A 19,295-nucleotide genomic window follows, 5' to 3' on the forward strand; every position below is an offset into this window, starting at 1 on the left:
TCTCCTATGCGACGGCCGGACCGCGCGCCGCCGCGGATGCCCGCGACGCGCGGGCGAAACCGGTCAGGAAGCGAATGCCGACGCTCAGCTCATGTGCCACTTCTGCAGGATCTGCTGCAGCGTGCCGTCGCTCTTCATCTTGCGAATCGCGCCGTTGAGCTGTTCGAGTGTCGCGTTGTCCCCCTTGCGCACGATGAAGCACACCTGCCCTTTCACGACGCTCTGGTATTCGGGCACGAGCCGCACCTGGCGATTGACGCCGTGCTCGATCTGGTACGCGACGATCGGCTGGTCGGCGAAGCCGGCCTTGATGCGCCCGAGCGCGACGTCGCGCATGATGTCGGCGATCGAATCGTAGGTCCGGACTTCCTTGAAGATGCCCTTCTTGTTGAGCGCATCGACGAATGCCGTGCCGACCTGCGCGCCGACCACCTGCCCCTTGAAATCGTCCATCGACGTATAGCGGCCCGGATCGTCGGCCTTCACGATCAGGCCCTCGCCGAACGTGTAGACGGTGTCGGAGAAATCGACGACCTGCTGGCGCGCCGGCGTCTTCAGCATCGCGGCCGAGATGATGTCGATCTTCTGCGTGGTGAGCGACGGGATCAGCGCCGAGAACACGGTCTGCTGCACGTCGACGCGAAACCCGGCCGACTTTCCGGCCGCGGTGATCGCATCGACCATCATCCCCTGGATCGAATTGCTCTTGACGTCGAGAAACGTGAACGGCACGCCGGTGGCCGTCGCGCCGACCTTCAGCGTCGGCTCGGCTGCACCGGCGCCCGCCGATGCGGCGGACAGGGCGATACAGGTGGCGAAACCGGCGGCCAGTGCGCCGAACCGCTTGATGAACGAAACCATGACGTCTCCTTCTCGAATAACCCGGTGCGCCGGCCGGTCGCTGATCGACACTGCGACGATGGCTCGATCTTAAAACGAATCAAAAACATCGCAAATAGATTTTTGCGTATCGATATTCGATACGATATGATTCGATATCGAATCGATCGCGCCCCTCGCCATGGAAACGTCGTCCGACCAAGCAAACGACCTGCTGTTCAACCAGTCGCTGGAAAAAGGGCTGAACGTGCTGCGCGCGTTCAGCGCGAAGCGCCGCACGATGACGCTGGCGGAAGTGGCGGATGCGGCGGGCATGACGAAAAGCTCCGCGCAGCGGATGGTCTATACGCTCGAGAAGCTCGGCTACATCCGCAAGCATCCGGTCACGCGGCGTTATCAGCTCACGCCGCACGTGATGCGGATCGGCTTCAACTATCTCGCGGCCGATACGTTGATCGACGTCGCGAATCCGTTCCTGTCCGAGCTCACGAACCTGACCGGCGAAACCACCAACCTCACCGAGCCGGACGAAGATGAAATGGTGTACGTCGCGCGTTTCGTGTCGACGAAGTTCGTGCCGATCCACATGCCGATCGGCAGCCGTATCCCGATGTACTGCACCGGCAGCGGCCGCGCGTTCCTGAGCGCGTTGCCGCCGGAAGAAGCGCGTGTGCGGCTCGACGGCATGGCGCGCACGCCGCATACGCCGCGCACGGTCACGGCGCTCGACGATCTCGTCGCGTTGCTCGACGGCGCGCGGCGCGAAGGCTACGCGACCAATCAGGAGGAGCTGTTCATCGGCGACATGTCGATCGCGGCGCCCGTGCTCGGCAGCCAGGGGCAGCCGGTCGCGGCCGTGCACGTGGTCGCGCCGACGAGCCGCTGGACGTTCGACGATGCACGCCGCAAGCTCGCGCCGGCTGTGATCGACTGCGCGCGCGGGATCAGCAATTCGATCCGGACGCTTGAATAGCGGCAGCGAAACGGAAGGCGGTGGTACGCCGTTGCATGGCGCAACGGCGTTTGACCGCTACCGCGGCTTCGACGCATGCTCGCTCCGGTAGGTACGGTTCGGGCGCGATACGAGTTGCTTCGCTGCAGCGTCCAGTTCCTTGCCGTGATACAGATCGATGCACTTCAGGAAGTCGAACTTCACGTCCCTGACCTCCGGTTCGACAACCGGATTCCGATAGTCGCGAGCCAGATACTTCGCGACCAGCGCGTGAATGACGTCCGGCGCACGTTCCATGTCGTAGTAGGTCCAGTCGCGCAAAGCGCTGATGCTGCTGCCTATGTCCTTGCTCGCGCCGGACTCAGGCTTGCAAGCGGTAGCCAGGCACTCCGCGAGCACCATGTCCTTGAAGTTCTGGAGGTAAGTTCGTGAACCGGCCTCGGGCGAGGTTTGTGCGGAGTCCTTCGCCACGACCCTCGCCGGTTGAAGCGCGATGCACATCAACATGGCGGCGATCCAGACTCCCCTCATGACAGGCTCCAAAAATTTGCGCGATCGGTACGATACCGCGCGCCTGGTTCGTTGAAGTAACAATGGTCGTGACGCTGGATGCTCGCCTCGATCGCCATCCCCCCGCCGTGGCGCGAGAATCGGATCAACTCCCAACGCGGAAAAGTATTGCCGACTGTCGCGCGCAGCCTCTTCGCCCCACCCAACCCCTCGTTTTCCCCGATCCCGTTCGCCTTGACTCCGCCGCGCCGATCGACAAAACTTCGCATATCTACAGTGTGATCACAGATCGCAGATCAAACCCAGGAGACCCCGCCTTGCCGCCCCGTATCGTCCCGCCCGCACTGAAAGCCATCGAACAGGAAACGATGGGAGACAAGGTCTACCAGCAACTGCGCGAAGCGCTGATGAGCGGCCGCTTCGCGCCTGGCCAGGCGCTGAGCCTGCGCAGCGTCGCCGAGGCAGTCGGCTCGTCGACGATGCCGGTGCGTGCCGCGCTCACGCGGCTGCGCGCCGAACGCGCACTGGTCGACGGCCCGAACCGCGCGCTCGTCGTCCCGCCGATGACGCTCGACATGCTCGACGAACTGCGCGACGTGCGCATCGCGCTCGAAGGCTGCATCGCCGAGCGCGCGTGCGCTCGGATGACCGACGCGCAGATCGCGGCGGTGCGCAAGACCTGCGAGACGATGCAGGCCCACGTCGAAGCCGGCCGCTCGCGCGCCTACCTGCAAAGCAATTTCGCGTTCCACAGCGCGATCTACGCGCACGGCGCCAGCGAAAGCACGCTCGCGATCGTCGAGAACCTGTGGATGCGCGTCGGCCCGTTCCTCAACATGGTCGCGCTCGACATCCCGCACATGCGGCGCTCGATGGATGCGCACCGCGCGATCGTCGATGCGCTCGAACGGCGCGACGGCGCGGGCGTGCGGGCCGGCATCGCGCTCGACATCGGCGGCGCCGCGCACGATCTCGCCGAGACGCTGCGGGCCGAGCAGACGCCGCGGACCGTGAACGCGAAGCCGTAGCGGTCGCCTGCCGCGGCCGCCCGACACGCGAGCGGCCGCAACTACACCAACGATGGAGACAACCCGGCATGACAGCTTCCGACCTGCTGAAACCCTATGACGGCCTGCGCGTCCTCGTGACGGGCGGCGCGTCGGGCATCGGCCTCGAAATCGCGGACGCGTTCGCCGAATGCGGCGCGCGTGTGCACGTGTGCGATGCGTCGCCAGCCGCGATCGCGGCGCTCGCCGACCGGCCGCCGCGCGCCGCGGCCGGCGCGATCGGCGCGACGCTGGCCGACGTATCCGACCCGGCCGCCGTCGAACGCGTGTTCGCCGACGTGTCGACCACGCTCGGCGGCCTCGACGTGCTGGTCAACAACGCGGGCATCGCCGGCCCGACCGGCGGCATCGACGAGATCGACCCCGTGCAGTGGGAGCAAACCGTCGCGATCAACCTGAACGCGCAATTCCAGTTCGCGCGCCGCGCGGTGCCGTTGCTGCGCGAGTCGAAGCACGGCGGCGCGATCATCGCGCTGTCGTCGGTCGCCGGCCGGCTCGGCTACGCGTTCCGCACGCCGTATGCGGCCACCAAATGGGCAGTGGTCGGCCTCGTGAAAAGCCTCGCGATCGAGCTGGGGCCGCACGGCATCCGCGTGAACGCGATCCAGCCCGGCATCGTGCGCGGCCCGCGAATGCGCCGCGTGATCGAGGCGCGCGCGCAGCAGCTCGGCATCGGCCACGACCAAATGGAGCAGCGCTATCTCGAGAAGATCTCGCTGCGGCGCATGACCGATCCGGCGGAGATCGCCGCGACCGCGCTGTTCCTGTGCTCGCCGGGCGGGCATGGCATCACCGGGCAGGCGATCTCCGTCTGCGGCAACGTCGAAGTGCTCTGACGCCTCCTGCATCGTTCATCGAAAGGAATCCATCCGTGGCAAACGCTCGCAAAGTCATCATCACCTGCGCGCCGACCGGCGCGATCCATACGCCGTCGATGTCGCCGTACCTGCCCGTCACGCCGCACGAAATCGAAACGGCCGCGGTCGCGGCCGCGCAGGCCGGCGCGGCGATCCTGCACCTGCACGCACGCAACCCGTCGGACGGCAAACCGACGCAGGACCCGGCGGTGTTCGCCGAATTCCTGCCGCGCATCAAGGCGCAGACCGACGCGGTGATCAATCTCACGTCGGGCGGCAGCCCGCACATGACGGTCGACGAACGGCTGCAGCCCGCGCTGCATTTCCAGCCCGAGGTCGCGTCGTTGAACATGGGCTCGATGAACTTCGGGCTGTACCCGATGCTCGAGCGCTTCCGCGAGCTGAAACATCCGTGGGAACGCGAGCATCTCGAGAAAAGCCGCGATCTCGTGTTCAAGAACACGTTCGCGGACATCGAGACGATCCTCACGCGCTGCGGCGCGAACGGCACGCGGTTCGAATTCGAGTGCTACGACATCTCGCATCTGTACAACCTCGCGCACTTCGTCGACCGCGGGCTCGCGAAGCCGCCGTTCTTCGTGCAAAGCGTGTTCGGCCTGCTCGGCGGAATCGGCGCGCATCCGGAAGACCTGATGCACATGCGCCGCACGGCCGACCGCCTGTTCGGCAGCGACTACGTGTGGTCGATCCTCGGCGCCGGGCGCAACCAGATTCCGCTTGCGACGATCGGCGCCGCGCAAGGCGCGAACGTGCGCGTCGGGCTCGAGGATTCGCTGTGGATCGCGCCCGGCAAGCTCGCGGAATCGAGCGCCGCGCAGGTCCTGAAAATGCGCCAGGTGCTCGAAGGCCTGTCGCTCGAGATCGCGACGCCGGCCGACGCGCGCGCGATGCTCGCACTCAAGGGTGGCGACGCGGTGAATTTCTGATCGCCGGGCCGTCGCCCGACCCCCGTATCCGCAAGCGCAGTGACAAGGCGCCTTTCATCGCCCCGCTCCGTTCGAGCGCCGCCGGCGCGGCTCCGTCGTCTGCCCATCCGCTGCGTGCACCGCAGCGGCATTTGCCGAACGCGGCGCACCGTGCTTGCCGTGCGCGCCGGTTCGCCTTTACCGGAGTCGTCCGCATGTTCACTCATCACGCTCAGGCATTGCCCTCCGCCGCCGGCGACGCGAACGCGTCGCTGAACCGGCTGCTGTTCCGCAAACTCATGCCGCTGCTGATCGCCGCGTATGTGATCAGTTTTCTCGACCGCACCAACATCGCGTTCGCCAAACATTCGATGGGCGTCGATCTCGGCATTTCGTCGGCCGCGTACGGCCTCGGCGCGGGGCTGTTCTTCCTGACCTACGCGCTCTTCGAGATTCCGAGCAACCTGATCATGCATCGCGTCGGCGCGCGCTTCTGGATCACGCGGATCATGATCACGTGGGGCGCGCTGTCGGTCGCGATGGCGTTCGTCCGCGGCGAGACGTCGTTCTACGTGATGCGCCTGCTGCTCGGCGTGGCCGAAGCCGGCCTGTTTCCCGGCGTGATGCTGTATCTGACGTACTGGTTCGGCCGCGAGGAGCGTGCGCGCGCCACCGGCTATTTCCTGCTCGGCGTGTGCATCGCCAACATCGTCGGCGGGCCGCTGGCCGGCGCGCTGATCGAGCTCGACGGCACGCTCGGCTTTCATGGCTGGCAATGGCTGTTCGTCGTCGAAGGCGTGCCGGCGATCTTCCTCGCGTTCGTCGTGTGGACGCGATTGCCGGACCGTCCGAGCGCCGCGCCGTGGCTCGCACCGGACACCGGCCGCGCGCTCGAGCGCAAGCTGGCCGCCGAACAGGACGCGGGCGTCGCCGCGCATGGGGGCCATGCGTTCGGCGCCGCGCTGCGCGATCCGCAGATCTGGCTGGCGATCTTCGTGTACTTCTGCCACCAGTTGACCATCTACACGGTGATCTTCTTCCTGCCGGGCATCATCGGCGCGTCGGGGCGGCTCTCGCCGCTCGCGGTCGGGTTGCTGACGTCGCTGCCGTGGCTCGCCGCCGCGCTGGGCGCCGGGACGCTGCCGCGCTTCGCGCGCGAGTCGCGTCATTCGCGCCGGATGCTGTGCGCGGGGCTCGTCGTCATGGCGGCCGGGATGGTCGGCGCCGCGCATGCGTCGCCGTTCGCGGGGCTGCTCTGCGTGTGCGTGGCCGCGTCGATGTTCTTCGTCGTCCAGTCGATCGTGTTCACGTTCCCGGCGTCGCGGCTCACGGGCAGCGCGCTCGCCGGCGGGCTCGGGCTCGTGAATACGTGCGGGTTGCTCGGCGGCTTCGTCGGGCCGACCGTCGTCGGCGCGATCGAACAGGCGACCGGCAACGCGAAGAACGGGCTGACGCTGCTGGCGGCCGCGCTCGTCGTCGCGGCGTTCGCGAGCCTCGCGTTGCGTCACGGGCACGAGCGCGCCGACGTGCGATTGCGCGGCTGAAGGCAGGCGAAATTCGAGCTGGCGGGATGCGGGCCCGCCTCGCTCGCATCCCGCCTCGGCCCGTCAGAACAGATACATCCCCGCGACGAACACCACGCCGGAGAACAGCAGCGTCGTCACGCAATACCCCATGATGTCGCGCACGCCGAGCCCCGCGATCGCCAGCGCGGGCAGCGCCCAGAACGGCTGCGCCATGTTGGTCCACGCCTCGCCGTACGCGATCGCCATGGCCGCCTTGCCGAGATCCGCGCCGAGCGCCTGCGCGGCCGGCATCACGAACGGCCCTTGGACGACCCAGTGGCCGCCGCCCGACGGCACCGCGAAATTGATCACGGCCGAACTCAGGAACGCGAGCAGCGGGAACGTGTGCACGTTCGCGATATCGACGAACCACTTCGTGATCACGCCCGCGAGCCCCGAGTGATCCATCAACGCCTGGATGCCCGCGTAGAACGGAAACTGGATCATGATGCCGGACGCGCCGCGCGCCGCGCTGGCCACCGCGCGTGCGTAGGCCATCGGCGTACGGTGCAGCAGGATGCCGGCCGCGAGAAACGCGAGGTTCACCGTGTCGATGTCGAGCGCGAAGCCCTTCTGGATGAAACGCAGCACGAGGAACGCCGCGCACAGCGCCGCGACGAAGATCGACAGCACGCGGCTCTCCTCCAGCCGCTCCGCGAAGGTCGCGTCGGGCCCGAGCTTGCGCTCGACGCTCGGCGGCTCGGCGAGCAGCGCGGGATCGACGCTGACGACGTCGCCCGGCTTCGGCATCATCATCCGCGCGAGAAACGGCAGCATCACGATCAACCCGATCGTGACGAACGCGTTGTAGCCGGTGAAGATCGTGTCGGACACCGGAATCAGCCCGATGGTCTTTTCCATCGGATTGCCCTTCGTGGCCGCGACGAGCGGGATCGAACCCGACAGCCCGCCGTGCCAGCTCAGGAAGCCCATGTAGGCGGATGCGACCAGCAGCCGGTAGTCGCTGCCGGCCACACGGCGCGCCACTTCGCGCGCCAGCATCGCGCCGAGCACGAGGCCGAAGCCCCAGTTGATCGCGCACGCCAGCGCGCCGACGAACGCGACCAGCATCACGCCCTGACCGGGCGTGCGCGCGGTGCTCGCGAGCGCGACGAGCAGGCGCCGCACGGGCGGCGAGCTCGCCAGCGCGTGGCCCGTGACGAGAATCATGACCATCTGCATCGAGAACGCGAGCAGGTTCCAGAAGCCCGAACCCCACATCGTGGTGAGTTGCACGGGCGTATTCGGCGTGAGGCCGAATGCGAGCGCGAACGTGACGATCGTCAGCAGGATCGCGAAAATCAACGGGTCGGGCAACACGCGGTGAACCACCTGCGTGAAGAAGCGGGAAATGCGCTGGATCAACTTGAGCTCCTCGTTTCCTGATAGGGACATCCGCGCGTATCGTTGTTAGTTGAGGCGCGGAAACGCGCGGATTCTTGCACAGAACCGTATTGCTTGCGTTGATGTCCCTGCCGGGAATCGGGTCGGTCGACTTCGGCGGGCGGTCGAATCCATCACATGGTCGTGATCGGCTCCGAATGCAGGGCGACCGAGCGACGAATGCCAATGAAGCGGGTCGTTACAGACTGGAATTCATGAAGGAAGGACGCACACATGCAAAAGCGCCCGCCTGACTGCGAATCAGGCGGGCGCTTCATGCGGCGATAGTCGTCTCGTCGTGGGTCTCGCGACTCTCGCCGGGCCGGCGAATCAAGGCTCCCAGCGTCCGCGCTCCATCGCTTCTTCCATCATGCCGAGTGTCAGTGACCGACCGCCCAGCGTCTCGCGCGCGTTCGTGCTGAACGGGGATTTGACGACCGTCGCGAGAAACGAACCGATGCGGAGCTTCGCGGACGGATAGTAATAGTGAAGGTCGAACGCCGACAAATCGACGCTGAATATCGCGGCCCACTGCCGGATGATTCTGTCGATGTCGTTCGGTTCGAGGTCGAGATCGTGATGAAGATCCGTGTCCCGCGACAGTTCGATGCGATCGATCGGGCGATTGGCGACGTCGGTCGCGATGAACGCTTCGAGGCGTTGCCACGTGTCAGCCATACAAGCGATCCTCGGGCCTCGCGATGCTGTTGTATGTGCCCACCGTACGATAGGTGATCAACGAGACATCCGTAGCAAGGATCACCCAACCTACTCCAGGAATCGCCCGCCCCACGAACGCGCCGATATTCTGGGTAAACCTGATGCGCAACATAATAAGGCTCGTGAACGATGTAACAGTCGGCAAAATCCGGTGCTTCAATTCGTATGGCAGCAGCCGACGCGAAACGACGGACGCGATGGACGTGCCCTTGACCGCGTTCGCGAATTTCCCTCTCGTCGGGATAAAGCGCTGGCCCAACAGTACCATCGCGATACCAACTGCGTCATCTACCCCCAATGCCTTGCCGGTTTCTTCGATAAAGATCAAAAAGAACAATGCTTCGCGGCTCAAGCCCTCGTGAATGCCGTATCTGTACGTGTTCGCCATTTTCTCTCAGGTGGTTTGAATTTGAACGAGCAGAAAAGGCTAACGCGGGTGGCACAGGCGAAACAACGGACTCACCGGTAGATCGCCGCGACAAGACTGCGTCCGGATGCGATTGATGGATCTTGTGCAGTTCCTGTGAAGTACCGTGCGGCTTGCACTTCTGGCTGTCGCAGCCTCCTTGTTGCGGACGAATGCGCCACGGCAGCGACATACATCTGAACAGATACAGAGTGTCAATTTTCAGTGGATTACCCACCTTCCGGCCACTCTTGCATATCAACGCACCGTCGTCGCCGACGTGCTCACGGTCGCAACCTCACTCTCCCTTCGCTCCGCCAGCCGCTGCGCGAACCGGTACGCAACGAGCGACCCCGCCACGGCCAGCAGCATCGGCACGAGACTGTCGTGATTCGCGCGCGTGAATTCGAGCATCAACACGACCGCGGTGATCGGCATCTGCATCGACGCGGCGAGAAACGCGGTCGCCCCGATCAGCGCGCATCCGCCGAGCGATGCGCCCGGCCACGCGACGCTCCACAACCCGCCGAGCACGACACCGAGCAGCGCGCCGTTCGCGAGGCCCGGCGTCAGCAGCCCGCCTTCCGCACCGGCCCGCAAGCTGCCGGCCTCGATCAGCACCTTCAGCGCGAGCAGCACCGCAGCGAGGCCGATCGTCAGCGTGCCGTCGAAACCCAGCGACGCCGGGCCCTTGCCGTTGCCGAGCAATTGCGGAAACCGCATCGCCAGTACGCCGATCACGGCGAAGTTGAGCACCGCGAACACCGGCAGCCGCCCGTCCTTCGGCGCGCTCGCCCGCGCGCGGGTCGTGAGCCGCACGAACCCGTACGCGGCGAAGCCGAACAGCGGCCCGCAGACGATCGACCATGCAACCAGCGGCGTGCTCGGCACGAACGCCGGCACCGTGTACTGGTGCTCGTTGCCGAGACCGAGCCACGCGACGATCGCCGCGATCGCGGACGTCACGACCGCCACGATCAGCGCGCGCAGTTCGAACGTGCCGAGCAGCACCTCGAGCACGAAGATCGCGCCGCCGAGCGGCACGTTATAGACGGCCGCGAGCCCCGCGCCGGCGCCGCACGCGACCATCAGCCGGCAGTCGTCGGGCGTGAGCCGCGCCGCGTGGGCGAGCCGTCCGGCGAGCAGCGAACCGATCTCGCGCGGCGCGACCTCGCGGCCGAGCGGCGAGCCGAGCGCGACGGTAACGATCTGCAGCAGCGCATGAATCGTCGTGCTGACGAACGGCATCCGCGGGTCGGCCGCGCGCACCGCGCGCCGGATGCTGACGAGCGGCCGGCCGTACCGGTAAAGCGCCCACCAGCCGCCGCCGGCGACGATCCCGCACACGACCAGCACCGCGAACCGGCGCAGCGGCTCGGCCGCGGTCACGCCGCTGAGGAAGCTCTCGGAGCCGATCACGTGCGAGAGGCTGTAGCCGTATGCGACGTGCTGGATCGCATGCAGCAGCAACGCAAGCAGCATGCCGCCGAGCCCCGCCCCGATACCGGTCAGGACCGTGACGACGGCCATCCGTGCGAACGGGCTGGCGGTCGGCGAAGAAGAGGCGGGTGCGGACGGAAGATCGGGGCGCATGGGGTCGGCGAACGGGAATCGAAAAGACGGCGCGCACCGTGCGCGCCGTCGTCAGGACCGCATCGTAGGCGTGCGCCCATCATGAGACAAACGTATTTTTCGAATCGACTCATGCATTTGATGAATACATGAAGCCCGGCGGCCCGCAACGGGCCGCCGGCGCGTCAATCCGGATACGTGATGCGCTCCGGTTCGCGCCGCATGATGACCTTCCCGTGGCGCACCGACAGCGTGGCCTTCGCCTGACGGCGCACGGCTTCGTAGTCGCTGTCCGCGTCGAGCACGACGAGATTGGCCGGACGCCCGACCGCCATGCCGTACGCGTCGCCGAGATGCATCGCGGTCGCGCTGTGATCGGTCACGAAGTCGAGGCAGCGCTGCAGATCCTGGTAGCCCATCATGTGGCAGATATGGAGGCCGGCATCGAGCACGCGCAGGATGTTGCCGTTGCCGAGCGGATACCACGGATCCTTGATCGAGTCCTGCCCGAAGCACACGTTGAGCCCGGCCCGGTCGAGTTCCGCGACGCGCGTGACGCCGCGCCGCTTCGGAAACGTGTCGAAGCGCCCTTGCAGGTGGATGCTCTCGGTCGGGCACGAGATGAAGTTCAGTCCGGCCCGCTTCAGCAGCCGGAACAGTTTCGAGCAGTATGCGTTGTCGTACGAACCCATCGCGGTCGTGTGGCTCGCGGTGACGCGTGCGCCCATGCCGCGCACGCGCGCTTCTTCCGCGAGCACTTCGAGAAAGCGTGAATGCGGATCGTCGGTCTCGTCGCAGTGCACGTCGACGAGGCAGCCCGTGCGCTCCGCGAGATCCATCAGGAAGCGGATCGAGCTGACGCCCTGCTCCCGCGTGTTCTCGAAATGCGGAATCCCGCCGACGACGTCCGCGCCGAGTTCGATCGCCTGCTCCATCAGCGCACGGCCGCCGTCGAACGATTCGATCCCCTCCTGCGGGAACGCGACGATCTGCAGGTCGATCAGCCCGCGCGCCTCGTCCTTCACTTCGAGCATCGCCTTCAGCGCGGCGAGCGTTGGATCGGTCACGTCGACGTGCGTACGCACGTGCTGGATCCCGTGGTCGCGCAGCATGCCGATCGCCGCATGCGCGCGCGCTTTCGTGTCCTCATGCGTGATCGTCGCCTTGCGCTCGGCCCAGCGCTCGATGCCCTCGAACAGCGTGCCGCTCATGTTCCACGCGGGCTCGCCGGCGGTCAGCACGGCATCGAGGTGGATATGCGGCTCGACGAGCGGTGCCATCGCGAGACGGCCGCCGCCATCGATATCGTCGGGGTGCGTCGGCGCGACCGGCGCGGTCTGCGCATCGATCCGCGCGATCCTGCCGGCATCGATGCCGATCGTGAACAGGCCGTCGCGGCCACGCAGGCGTACGTTGAACAGGTTCATGGGGAGGCCTCTTGTCGTATGCGTTGACACGGCCGCGCGATCTGCGTCGGCGGCCGTGCGGTCCGGGCGACCAGTATGGAGGAAAAGCGGCTCTGCGCGCACGTGCCGCGCATGTTGCATCGACACGACAGCCGGGCCGCGTCGGACGGAAGTCACAAGCCGGCCGTCGCGCAAGAACCGCCTGCCCGGCGCGCACGCGACGCGTCGTGTCGGTTTTGTGAACGACTCTTGCCGGATCTGGAACAGTGCGCTCGCGGCCCGGACGGCCGTGCGCGCGCCGCGCATTCCTATACTTGCGCCGAACTTTGGTTTCCAGTCCCACACGCAGGAGCGCTTCACGATGAAAAAAACCTTGATCGCCGGCGCGTGCGCCGCCGCCCTGGTCGCGCCACTCGCCCACGCGCAAGGCTCGGTCACGCTGTACGGCCTGATCGACGCCGGCATCGCCTATACCAACAACGTGAACGGCGCGTCGCAGTGGCGCATGACGACCGGCACGATCAACGGCAGCCGCTTCGGCCTGCGCGGCACCGAGGATCTCGGCGGCGGCCTGAAGGCGCTGTTCGTCCTCGAAAACGGCTTCAACGCGAACAACGGCGGGCTCGGCCAGGACGGCAAGCTGTTCGGCCGTCACGCGTATGTCGGCCTGAGCCGCGCCGGCTTCGGCACGCTGACGCTCGGCCGCCAGTACGACACGATGGTCGACTTCGTCGCGCCGCTGTCCGCAACGTCCGGCGATTTCGGCGACACGGGCTTCGCGCATCCGTTCGACAACGACAACCTGAACCACTCGCTGCGTATCAACAACGCGGTCAAGTACACGAGCGACACGATCGCGGGCTTCAAGGTCGGCGCGCTGTACGCGTTTTCCAACTCGGCGAACTTCAGCGCGAACCGCGCGTACAGCGTGGCCGCGAGCTACACGAACGGCCCGCTGAAGCTGGCCGGCGCGTACCTGCAGATGAACGGCACGAAGGGCTCGACGAGCGCGAGCCCCGGCGCGACCGATTCGGCCGAAGCGAAAAGCTTGAACCAGGGTGGCTGGTCGATCGGCTCGGACCGCATGCGCACGTACGGCGGCGGCGTCAGCTACGTGTTCGGCCCGGCGACCGTCGGCTTCGTCTACACGCGCTCGCAGTACGACAACACGGGCGCGTTCGGCTCCAGCGGCCAGATCGCGTTCAACAACTACGACGTGAACGTACGCTATGCGGTGACGCCGGCTGTCAGCGTCGGCGCGGCCTATGTCTATACGGACGCCAGCGTGTCGAATCCCGACAGCAAGCACGGCACCGATCCGAAATGGCATCAGGCGAACCTGCAGGCCGTCTACAAGCTGTCGCGCCGCACGGACCTGTACGCGGAAGCGATAGTCCAGCACGCGTCCGGCCGCGGCTACCAGGCGTTCATCAACGCGTCGGGCGGTGCATCGAGCACGGCGAACCAGGTCGTCGGCACGATCGGCATGCGCACGCGGTTCTGATCGGCAGCGCGCAACGTCGCCCGTATGCACGGCGCCCGTGCTCGCACACGGGTTCGGCCGCCGCGGGCGAGCGCGCCAATGTTGTTTCTTCTGGAAAGCAGCCCTCCTGGAATCGGGGTGTTTGCGCGTGGACGCGCTCCGTAGACTGACGTCGAAGGTCGATCCCGCGCGTCGTGCGCCGATCCGGCCACCCACCCCGTATTCAGGAGAATCTCGTGAAATCGCTCGTCGTAACCGCCGCCGCTGCCGTCCTGCTTGCCGCACCGGCCCTGTCGTTCGCCCAGCAGGCGAAGTCGCCCGTCACGCGCGCGCAGGTGCTGCAGGAACTGATCGATCTCGAATCGGTCGGCTACAACCCGGCGCGCGGTGAAGTCGGCAACTATCCGGAGGACATTCTGGCGGCGCAGGAACGACTGCAGGCGAAGCGTCTCGCCGAACGGAAAGCGGCGCAGGCCGCCTACGGCCCGGCCGGCGAGCCGGCAACCGAATCGGGCACGGCGGGCAGGCCCGCATTGTAACGACGCGCGCGTCGCTCGCATCGCGCATGCATGGCGAGCGACGCAAGTGTCGCGTTTGCACGGAGCACCGAGCCACGCGGCGCTACGCGCGGCCCTCAGGCAGCCTGCGGTTCGCGGTCGATCGCGTTCAGCATCTCGACGTCGCGCGCGATCATCCCCGGCACTTGGGCACGCAGCATCTCGACCCAGGTCCGCACCTTCGCATCGACGAAGCGGCGCGACGGGTACAACGCATACACGTTCATCTTCTGCAGGATATGCGCGGGCAGCACACGGACGAGCGTGCCATCGCGCAGCGCGTCGATCGCCGAATAGAGCGGCAGCATGCCGATCCCGATGCCGTCGCGGATCGCGAGGGCGAGCGATTCGGCGGTATTGGTCTGCACCGGCCCGGCGACGTGGATCTGCTCGACGCCTTCGGGCCCTTCGAGCACCCATTCGTGCGTCGGGAACGCCGGCGTACACAGCGTCAGGCACGCGTGCGCGGCGAGATCCTGCGGGCGGGCCGGCGCGCCGTGCCGTTTCACGTAGTCGGGCGATGCGCACAGAATGCTGAACGTCGAGCCGAGCAGGTGCGACACGAGTTCCGAATCGGGCAGCGACGACGCGGTGACGACGGCCATGTCGCTCGTGCCGTCGAACAGGTCGGGCATGCGCTGCGACAGCGACAGCTCGATCGACACGCCCGGGAACTGCGCGTGATAGCGCGTCAGCGCGGGCAAGACGTAGTGATGGCCGACGCTCGCGAAGCTGTGCATGCGCAGCACGCCGGCCGGTCGCTCGTGCGCGCAGCTCGCCTCCTCCTCCGCGCGGTCCACGTCGGCGAGGATCTGGCGGCAGCGCCGCAGATAGCTTTCGCCGGCGGACGTGAGCGCGAGACGGCGGGTCGAGCGATTCATCAGACGGGTGCGCAGGCGCGCCTCGAGCTCCGACACCGCGCGCGACATCGCGCCCGTCGTCGAATTCAGCGATTGCGCGGCGGCGGTAAAGCTGCCCGTCTCGACGACGCGCGAAAACACCCGCATGTTTTGTAGGGTATCCATTCCTATGAGCAACCTGTAGCGGAGCCGCCATTTTCCTCCACGGGATGCGACGGATTGTTACTCCCGCTGCAACTATCGTTTCCCCGCAACTGTGTTAATGCACGGGCGCCGCCCTCCTACAATCGGCGCCTCACCAGTCGAACGGCCCCGTTCGGACGCGCCGCGCCACCTCGCGCGACCGGCCTTGGGCCCTCCCTTCATGAAGCCACAACCTGCGATCGAGCGACCTTCCATCGAACCGGCACGATGGAGACGATGGCTCGATCCGCTCGGCAACGCGGCGCGCGACTGGGCCATGACCGACGGGCTGATCTGGCTGCACCTCGCGAAAACCGTGCTCGCGGCGCTGCTGGCGATGGGCATCGCGATGCGCCTCGAGATGTCGCAGCCGCGCACTGCGATGACGACCGTGTTCGTGCTGATGCAGCCGCTGTCGGGCATGGTGTTCGCGAAGAGTTTCTACCGCGTGCTCGGCACGGCGGCCGGCCTCGTCGCCGCGCTCGTGCTCGGCGGGCTGTTCGCGCAGCAGCCCGAGCTGTACATGGCCGGCATCACGCTGTGGATCGGCGGCTGCATCGCGCTCGCGGTGCGCAACCGCCACTTCCGCTGGTACGGCTTCGTGCTCGCCGGCTATACGGCCGCGCTGATCGGCCTGCCGGCCGTGATGACGCCTCAGACGCTGTTCCAGTCCGCGCTCACGCGCGCCGCGGAAGTCGCGCTCGGCATCGCGTGCTCGGGTGCGGTCAGCGCGCTGATCCTGCCGTTGAGTTCCGCGAAGGCGCTGATGCGCTCATTGAGCGCGCGCCACGCGACGTTCGCGGCGTTCACGGCCGGTGCGCTGGCGGGCGACATCGCACGCGGCGATTTCGAGCGGCGCTTCGCCGATTTCGTCGACGACATCGTCGGCTTCGAAGCCAATCGCGCGTTCGCGTCGTTCGAGGATCCGCACATTCGCGCGCGCAGCCGGCGGCTCGCGCGGCTGAACAGCGAGTTCATGAACGCATGCACGCGGCTGCATGCGCTGCACCAGCTCGTCAAACGGCTGCGCGCGAATCGCTCGGACGCGGTGCTCGACGCACTCGCGCCGCACGTCGACGCGCTCGCGCGGCGGTTCGCCGCGTTGCGCGACGAACGCCGGCATGGCATCGCACCGGCCACCGGTGCGATGCTCGACCTGCGCCGCTTTCATGGTGCGTTGCCGAAGGCCGCGCGCGCGTCGCGGCGGGCCATCGAAGACCATGCGGCCGGCGGCCTGCTCGACTTCGATACCGCGATCGAGCTGCTGTACCGGTTCATCGGCGAATATCTCGGCTACGTCGACACCTACGCATCGCTCAACCAGGACGATCACGCGTTCGAACGCTCGGTCACGCATTACGCGGTGAAGACCAATTCGTTCTTCGTCGGTTTCGCGTTCCTGCGTACGGTGATCGCCGTCGGTGCGATGAGCGCATTCTGGATCGCGTCCGAGTGGCCGAGCGGCTCGCTCGCGGTGATCGCCACCGCGATCGCATGCGCGCTCAGCTCGACCTCGCCGCGCGCGCCGAAGTTCGTCGCACAGATGAGTGTCGGCGCGGCGTTCGCGACCGCGGTCGGCTACCTGTTCCTGTGCCACGTCTATCCGAACATCGACGGCTTTCCGCTGCTGTGCGCGGCGCTCGCGCCGGTGCTCGGCCTCGGTGCGTTCCTCGCGATGCGGCCCGGCCTGTCCGGCTACGGAATCGGCTTCGCGGTGTTTTTCTGCCTGCTCGCGGGCCCCGACAACACGATCGCGTATACGCCTGAAGTGCTGATCAACAACGGGCTGGCGATCGTCGTCGCGATGCTGGCGTGCTCGCTCGTATTCGCCGTCGTATTCCCCACTCACATGCCCTGGCTCACCGGCCGGATCGCGCACGACCTGCGCCGCCAGGTGACGCTTGCCTGCGAAGGCGCGCCGGACGGCCTCGCGCAGCGCTTCCAGTCGAGCACGCACGACCTGATGGCGCAATTGCGCACGCTGCTGGTGCGCCGCACGCGGCAGCACCGCGATGCACTGCGCTGGATGCTGTCGACGCTCGAGGTCGGCCACGCGGTCATCGACCTGCGCGACGAGCTGCATGCGTTCTGCGCGTCGAAACCGCCGCAGACACTGCGCTGGACCGGTTCGATCGATGCGGTGCTGAACGAACTGCCGCGCTTCTTCGACGATCCGACGCCCGCTAACCATGCGCGCACGCTGAAATCCGTGAATCTCGCGATCCGCGCGGCGCAGCATGCGTTGCAGGCATGGTACGCGGTGGCCGATGCACGCCGCAGCATGCAGCGGACCGTCGGCTGCCTGCATTTCATGCGCAGCGCGCTGCTCGACAAGGATGCGCCGTTCAACCGGCACCGTCGTTGAAGGCCGATGCGCGCGCAACGGGATCGTTGTTCCGGATGGAAAAAAGCTCTACAGCCGCGGTGATTAATCTTTAAGCAGTGCGAGCCTATAGTGTCCTCACTGCCAGCGAGACTGGCACTCACCCAGGAGAAACAAAATGAAGCCGCTGCACCTCGCCCTCGTTGCCCTGTCGCTCACCGCTGCCGTCGCTCATGCGCAGCCGGCGCCGGCAGACGTCGCACCGCAACAGGCGAACCACGCCGAGGCGATCAAGGCCGCCGGCCGTGTCGATCGTGCGCAATCGAAGCAGGAAGACCCGAACGCCTGCGTCGGTCCCGTCAGCTTCTGCAACATCTACTTCGGCAGCTGAGCGTGACGCCGCGTCGTCACGGCCAGGCCTGCCTCGCCCGTCCCGCCAGCATCGCGTGCACGGGCGGACGGCGGCCCGGCCGCTCGCCGCATCGCCGTCCTGCTCCACGCCGCTTCGATTGAAGCGGCGCTTGCCGTTTCAGGCGCCGCGCCCCGGCCGCCACCCCACTTCGCGCAACGCATCCAGCAAGCGCGCCTGCCCGAGCCCTTCGACCCGCGCCCCGCGCGACGCGACGTCGCCGCCCGCGACCAGCGCATTCACGATCGCCTCTTCCACCGCTTCCGCCGCCGCGACGAACAGCGCTGAAATATGGTCGTTGTTGACCATCCGCACGCCGGTGGTCGGCGCACCCTTGCTGCCGTAGTTCGCCGCCGGCAAGCCGGCGTTGCCTGTCGCGAACGCGAGGAAGATGTCGCCGCTCGAATCCTCGGTGCCGCCGCCGACGCGGGCGAGCCCGACGCTCGCGCGCTGCGCGAGACGCGTGCATTGATGCGGCAGCAACGGCGCGTCGGTCGCGATCGTGACGACGATCGAGCCCATGCCGGCCTCGCCTTTCGCGTCTGCTTCGCGGAACGGCGAATGCACGTGCCGCAGCACTTCGCCGACCGGGTAGCCGGCCACGCGCAGCATCTCGCGCACGCCGTAGTTCGCCTGCACGAGCGCGCCGACGGTCCAGCCGCCCGCATCGTTCGCCAGCACGCGCGACGCGGTGCCGATGCCGCCCTTGAACTCGTGGCAGATCATGCCGGTGCCGCCGCCCACGCCGCCTTCGGCGACCGGCCCCGATTGCGCGGCGGCCAGCGCGCGCTGCACGTGCGCGGCGTTCACGTGCTGTCCCCAGATGTCGTTCAGCAGTCCGTCGTAGGTTTCCATCACGACCGGCATGCACCAGTACACGCGGCCGGCCGCCGCCTCGCGTTCGTTCGCGACGAGCGCGTCGCGCACCGCGCCGACGCTGTGCGTGTTCGTATAGGCGATCGGCGTCGTCAGCAGGCCGGCTTCGCGGATCCATTCGAGCCCGGTCGCGTCGCCGTTGCCGTTCAGCACGTGCACGCCCGCGAAGCATGGCGAATCGTGCGCGGCGCACGCGCGCGGCTCGATGACGGTGACGCCGGTGCGAATCGACGCATCGCCGTTCTCGACGTTCAGCGTGCAATGTCCGACCCGCACGCCCGGTACGTCCGTGATCGCGTTGAAGCGGCCCGGCGTGCCGAGGCCGATGCGGATGCCGAGATCCCTCGTGCGCATGATGCAATTCCTCCCGTCTTTCAATGGTTCGGTGTTTCGATGGTGC

General features: G+C 67.0%; 18 protein-coding genes. 9 read left to right on the plus strand and 9 right to left on the minus strand.

Features of this window, described 5'->3' with window-relative positions; translation table 11 throughout:
* Nucleotides 1-84 precede the first annotated feature (84 nt).
* A complete protein-coding gene (locus HWX62_RS11615) occupies nucleotides 85-861 on the minus strand; it encodes an ABC transporter substrate-binding protein (RefSeq protein ID WP_175928436.1) in 777 nt (258 codons plus the stop codon).
* 160 nt (nucleotides 862-1,021) lie between these two features.
* Between HWX62_RS11615 and HWX62_RS11620 the strand changes: the two genes are divergently transcribed.
* Nucleotides 1,022-1,813 (plus strand): IclR family transcriptional regulator, encoded by a 792-nt coding sequence (locus HWX62_RS11620; RefSeq protein ID WP_175928435.1) that lies wholly within the window; start codon nucleotides 1,022-1,024, stop codon nucleotides 1,811-1,813.
* A gap of 57 nt (nucleotides 1,814-1,870) precedes the next feature.
* On the opposite strand, the gene HWX62_RS11625 is transcribed toward HWX62_RS11620, so the two are convergent.
* Nucleotides 1,871-2,323: a type VI secretion system amidase immunity protein Tai4 gene (locus HWX62_RS11625; RefSeq protein WP_175928434.1), complete on the minus strand. Its 453-nt coding sequence runs from the start codon at nucleotides 2,321-2,323 to the stop codon at nucleotides 1,871-1,873.
* Between the two features lie 296 nt (nucleotides 2,324-2,619).
* Between HWX62_RS11625 and HWX62_RS11630 the strand changes: the two genes are divergently transcribed.
* From HWX62_RS11630 to HWX62_RS11645, 4 genes are all read left to right on the plus strand, one after another.
* Complete coding sequence (locus HWX62_RS11630; protein WP_175928433.1) at nucleotides 2,620-3,330, plus strand: GntR family transcriptional regulator; 711 nt, start codon at nucleotides 2,620-2,622, stop codon at nucleotides 3,328-3,330.
* A 68-nt stretch (nucleotides 3,331-3,398) separates the two neighbouring features.
* Nucleotides 3,399-4,205, plus strand: coding sequence for an SDR family oxidoreductase (locus tag HWX62_RS11635; protein ID WP_175928432.1), 807 nt, complete (start codon nucleotides 3,399-3,401; stop codon nucleotides 4,203-4,205).
* Between the two features lie 35 nt (nucleotides 4,206-4,240).
* Nucleotides 4,241-5,173 carry a 3-keto-5-aminohexanoate cleavage protein gene (locus tag HWX62_RS11640; RefSeq protein ID WP_175928431.1) on the plus strand — a complete coding sequence of 311 codons (933 nt, stop codon included), beginning with the start codon at nucleotides 4,241-4,243 and terminating at the stop codon, nucleotides 5,171-5,173.
* A 194-nt stretch (nucleotides 5,174-5,367) separates the two neighbouring features.
* Nucleotides 5,368-6,696: an MFS transporter gene (locus HWX62_RS11645; protein ID WP_175985138.1), complete on the plus strand. Its 1,329-nt coding sequence runs from the start codon at nucleotides 5,368-5,370 to the stop codon at nucleotides 6,694-6,696.
* A 63-nt stretch (nucleotides 6,697-6,759) separates the two neighbouring features.
* On the opposite strand, the gene HWX62_RS11650 is transcribed toward HWX62_RS11645, so the two are convergent.
* From HWX62_RS11650 to codA, 5 genes are all read right to left on the minus strand, one after another.
* On the minus strand, nucleotides 6,760-8,082 hold the full coding sequence (locus tag HWX62_RS11650; protein WP_175928744.1) for a TIGR00366 family protein: 1,323 nt from the start codon (nucleotides 8,080-8,082) through the stop codon (nucleotides 6,760-6,762).
* Between the two features lie 348 nt (nucleotides 8,083-8,430).
* Nucleotides 8,431-8,778, minus strand: a complete 348-nt coding sequence (locus tag HWX62_RS11655; protein WP_175928429.1) for a DUF1493 family protein — start codon at nucleotides 8,776-8,778, stop codon at nucleotides 8,431-8,433.
* Nucleotides 8,771-9,208 (minus strand): STM2901 family protein, encoded by a 438-nt coding sequence (locus tag HWX62_RS11660; protein ID WP_175928428.1) that lies wholly within the window; start codon nucleotides 9,206-9,208, stop codon nucleotides 8,771-8,773. The genes HWX62_RS11655 and HWX62_RS11660 overlap by 8 nt, the downstream gene beginning before the upstream one ends.
* A gap of 276 nt (nucleotides 9,209-9,484) precedes the next feature.
* Nucleotides 9,485-10,819: a chloride channel protein gene (locus HWX62_RS11665; protein ID WP_175928427.1), complete on the minus strand. Its 1,335-nt coding sequence runs from the start codon at nucleotides 10,817-10,819 to the stop codon at nucleotides 9,485-9,487.
* Between the two features lie 164 nt (nucleotides 10,820-10,983).
* The gene (gene codA, locus HWX62_RS11670) at nucleotides 10,984-12,225 is read right to left on the minus strand and encodes a cytosine deaminase (RefSeq protein WP_175928426.1); all 1,242 of its coding nucleotides are present in this window, start codon (nucleotides 12,223-12,225) and stop codon (nucleotides 10,984-10,986) included.
* Nucleotides 12,226-12,565: 340 nt separating this feature from the next.
* Here codA and HWX62_RS11675 point away from each other — a divergent pair, with 340 nt between their 5' ends.
* Together HWX62_RS11675 and HWX62_RS11680 are read left to right on the plus strand one after the other, a co-directional pair.
* Nucleotides 12,566-13,708 carry a porin gene (locus HWX62_RS11675; protein WP_175928425.1) on the plus strand — a complete coding sequence of 381 codons (1,143 nt, stop codon included), beginning with the start codon at nucleotides 12,566-12,568 and terminating at the stop codon, nucleotides 13,706-13,708.
* Nucleotides 13,709-13,923: 215 nt separating this feature from the next.
* Nucleotides 13,924-14,226 carry a DUF4148 domain-containing protein gene (locus tag HWX62_RS11680; protein ID WP_175928424.1) on the plus strand — a complete coding sequence of 101 codons (303 nt, stop codon included), beginning with the start codon at nucleotides 13,924-13,926 and terminating at the stop codon, nucleotides 14,224-14,226.
* 95 nt (nucleotides 14,227-14,321) lie between these two features.
* Here the strand turns inward: HWX62_RS11680 and HWX62_RS11685 are convergent, their stop codons facing one another.
* The gene (locus HWX62_RS11685) at nucleotides 14,322-15,269 is read right to left on the minus strand and encodes a LysR family transcriptional regulator (RefSeq protein ID WP_175928423.1); all 948 of its coding nucleotides are present in this window, start codon (nucleotides 15,267-15,269) and stop codon (nucleotides 14,322-14,324) included.
* A gap of 199 nt (nucleotides 15,270-15,468) precedes the next feature.
* Between HWX62_RS11685 and HWX62_RS11690 the strand changes: the two genes are divergently transcribed.
* Together HWX62_RS11690 and HWX62_RS11695 are read left to right on the plus strand one after the other, a co-directional pair.
* Complete coding sequence (locus HWX62_RS11690) at nucleotides 15,469-17,652, plus strand: FUSC family protein (protein ID WP_175928422.1); 2,184 nt, start codon at nucleotides 15,469-15,471, stop codon at nucleotides 17,650-17,652.
* Nucleotides 17,653-17,788: 136 nt separating this feature from the next.
* Entirely contained in the window at nucleotides 17,789-18,001 is a 213-nt protein-coding gene (locus HWX62_RS11695) for a hypothetical protein (RefSeq protein ID WP_175928421.1), read from the plus strand.
* 138 nt (nucleotides 18,002-18,139) lie between these two features.
* Here the strand turns inward: HWX62_RS11695 and HWX62_RS11700 are convergent, their stop codons facing one another.
* Nucleotides 18,140-19,249, minus strand: coding sequence for a P1 family peptidase (locus tag HWX62_RS11700; RefSeq protein ID WP_175928420.1), 1,110 nt, complete (start codon nucleotides 19,247-19,249; stop codon nucleotides 18,140-18,142).
* Nucleotides 19,250-19,295: the final 46 nt, after the last annotated feature.

Origin of the sequence: Burkholderia sp. BCC0506, from assembly GCF_902833145.1 — a bacterium.
Lineage (GTDB): Bacteria > Pseudomonadota > Gammaproteobacteria > Burkholderiales > Burkholderiaceae > Burkholderia.

Bases quoted from the DNA above. Each gene is read 5' to 3' on its own strand.
- HWX62_RS11625 (WP_175928434.1), bottom strand. From the start codon at position 2,323: ATGAGGGGAGTCTGGATCGCCGCCATGTTGATGTGCATCGCGCTTCAA.
- HWX62_RS11685 (WP_175928423.1), bottom strand. From the start codon at position 15,269: ATGGATACCCTACAAAACATGCGGGTGTTTTCGCGCGTCGTCGAGACG.
- HWX62_RS11615 (WP_175928436.1), bottom strand. From the start codon at position 861: ATGGTTTCGTTCATCAAGCGGTTCGGCGCACTGGCCGCCGGTTTCGCC.
- HWX62_RS11675 (WP_175928425.1), top strand. From the start codon at position 12,566: ATGAAAAAAACCTTGATCGCCGGCGCGTGCGCCGCCGCCCTGGTCGCG.
- HWX62_RS11635 (WP_175928432.1), top strand. From the start codon at position 3,399: ATGACAGCTTCCGACCTGCTGAAACCCTATGACGGCCTGCGCGTCCTC.
- HWX62_RS11645 (WP_175985138.1), top strand. From the start codon at position 5,368: ATGTTCACTCATCACGCTCAGGCATTGCCCTCCGCCGCCGGCGACGCG.
- HWX62_RS11665 (WP_175928427.1), bottom strand. From the start codon at position 10,819: ATGCGCCCCGATCTTCCGTCCGCACCCGCCTCTTCTTCGCCGACCGCC.
- HWX62_RS11690 (WP_175928422.1), top strand. From the start codon at position 15,469: ATGAAGCCACAACCTGCGATCGAGCGACCTTCCATCGAACCGGCACGA.
- HWX62_RS11695 (WP_175928421.1), top strand. From the start codon at position 17,789: ATGAAGCCGCTGCACCTCGCCCTCGTTGCCCTGTCGCTCACCGCTGCC.
- HWX62_RS11655 (WP_175928429.1), bottom strand. From the start codon at position 8,778: ATGGCTGACACGTGGCAACGCCTCGAAGCGTTCATCGCGACCGACGTC.
- HWX62_RS11620 (WP_175928435.1), top strand. From the start codon at position 1,022: ATGGAAACGTCGTCCGACCAAGCAAACGACCTGCTGTTCAACCAGTCG.
- HWX62_RS11700 (WP_175928420.1), bottom strand. From the start codon at position 19,249: ATGCGCACGAGGGATCTCGGCATCCGCATCGGCCTCGGCACGCCGGGC.
- HWX62_RS11660 (WP_175928428.1), bottom strand. From the start codon at position 9,208: ATGGCGAACACGTACAGATACGGCATTCACGAGGGCTTGAGCCGCGAA.
- codA (WP_175928426.1), bottom strand. From the start codon at position 12,225: ATGAACCTGTTCAACGTACGCCTGCGTGGCCGCGACGGCCTGTTCACG.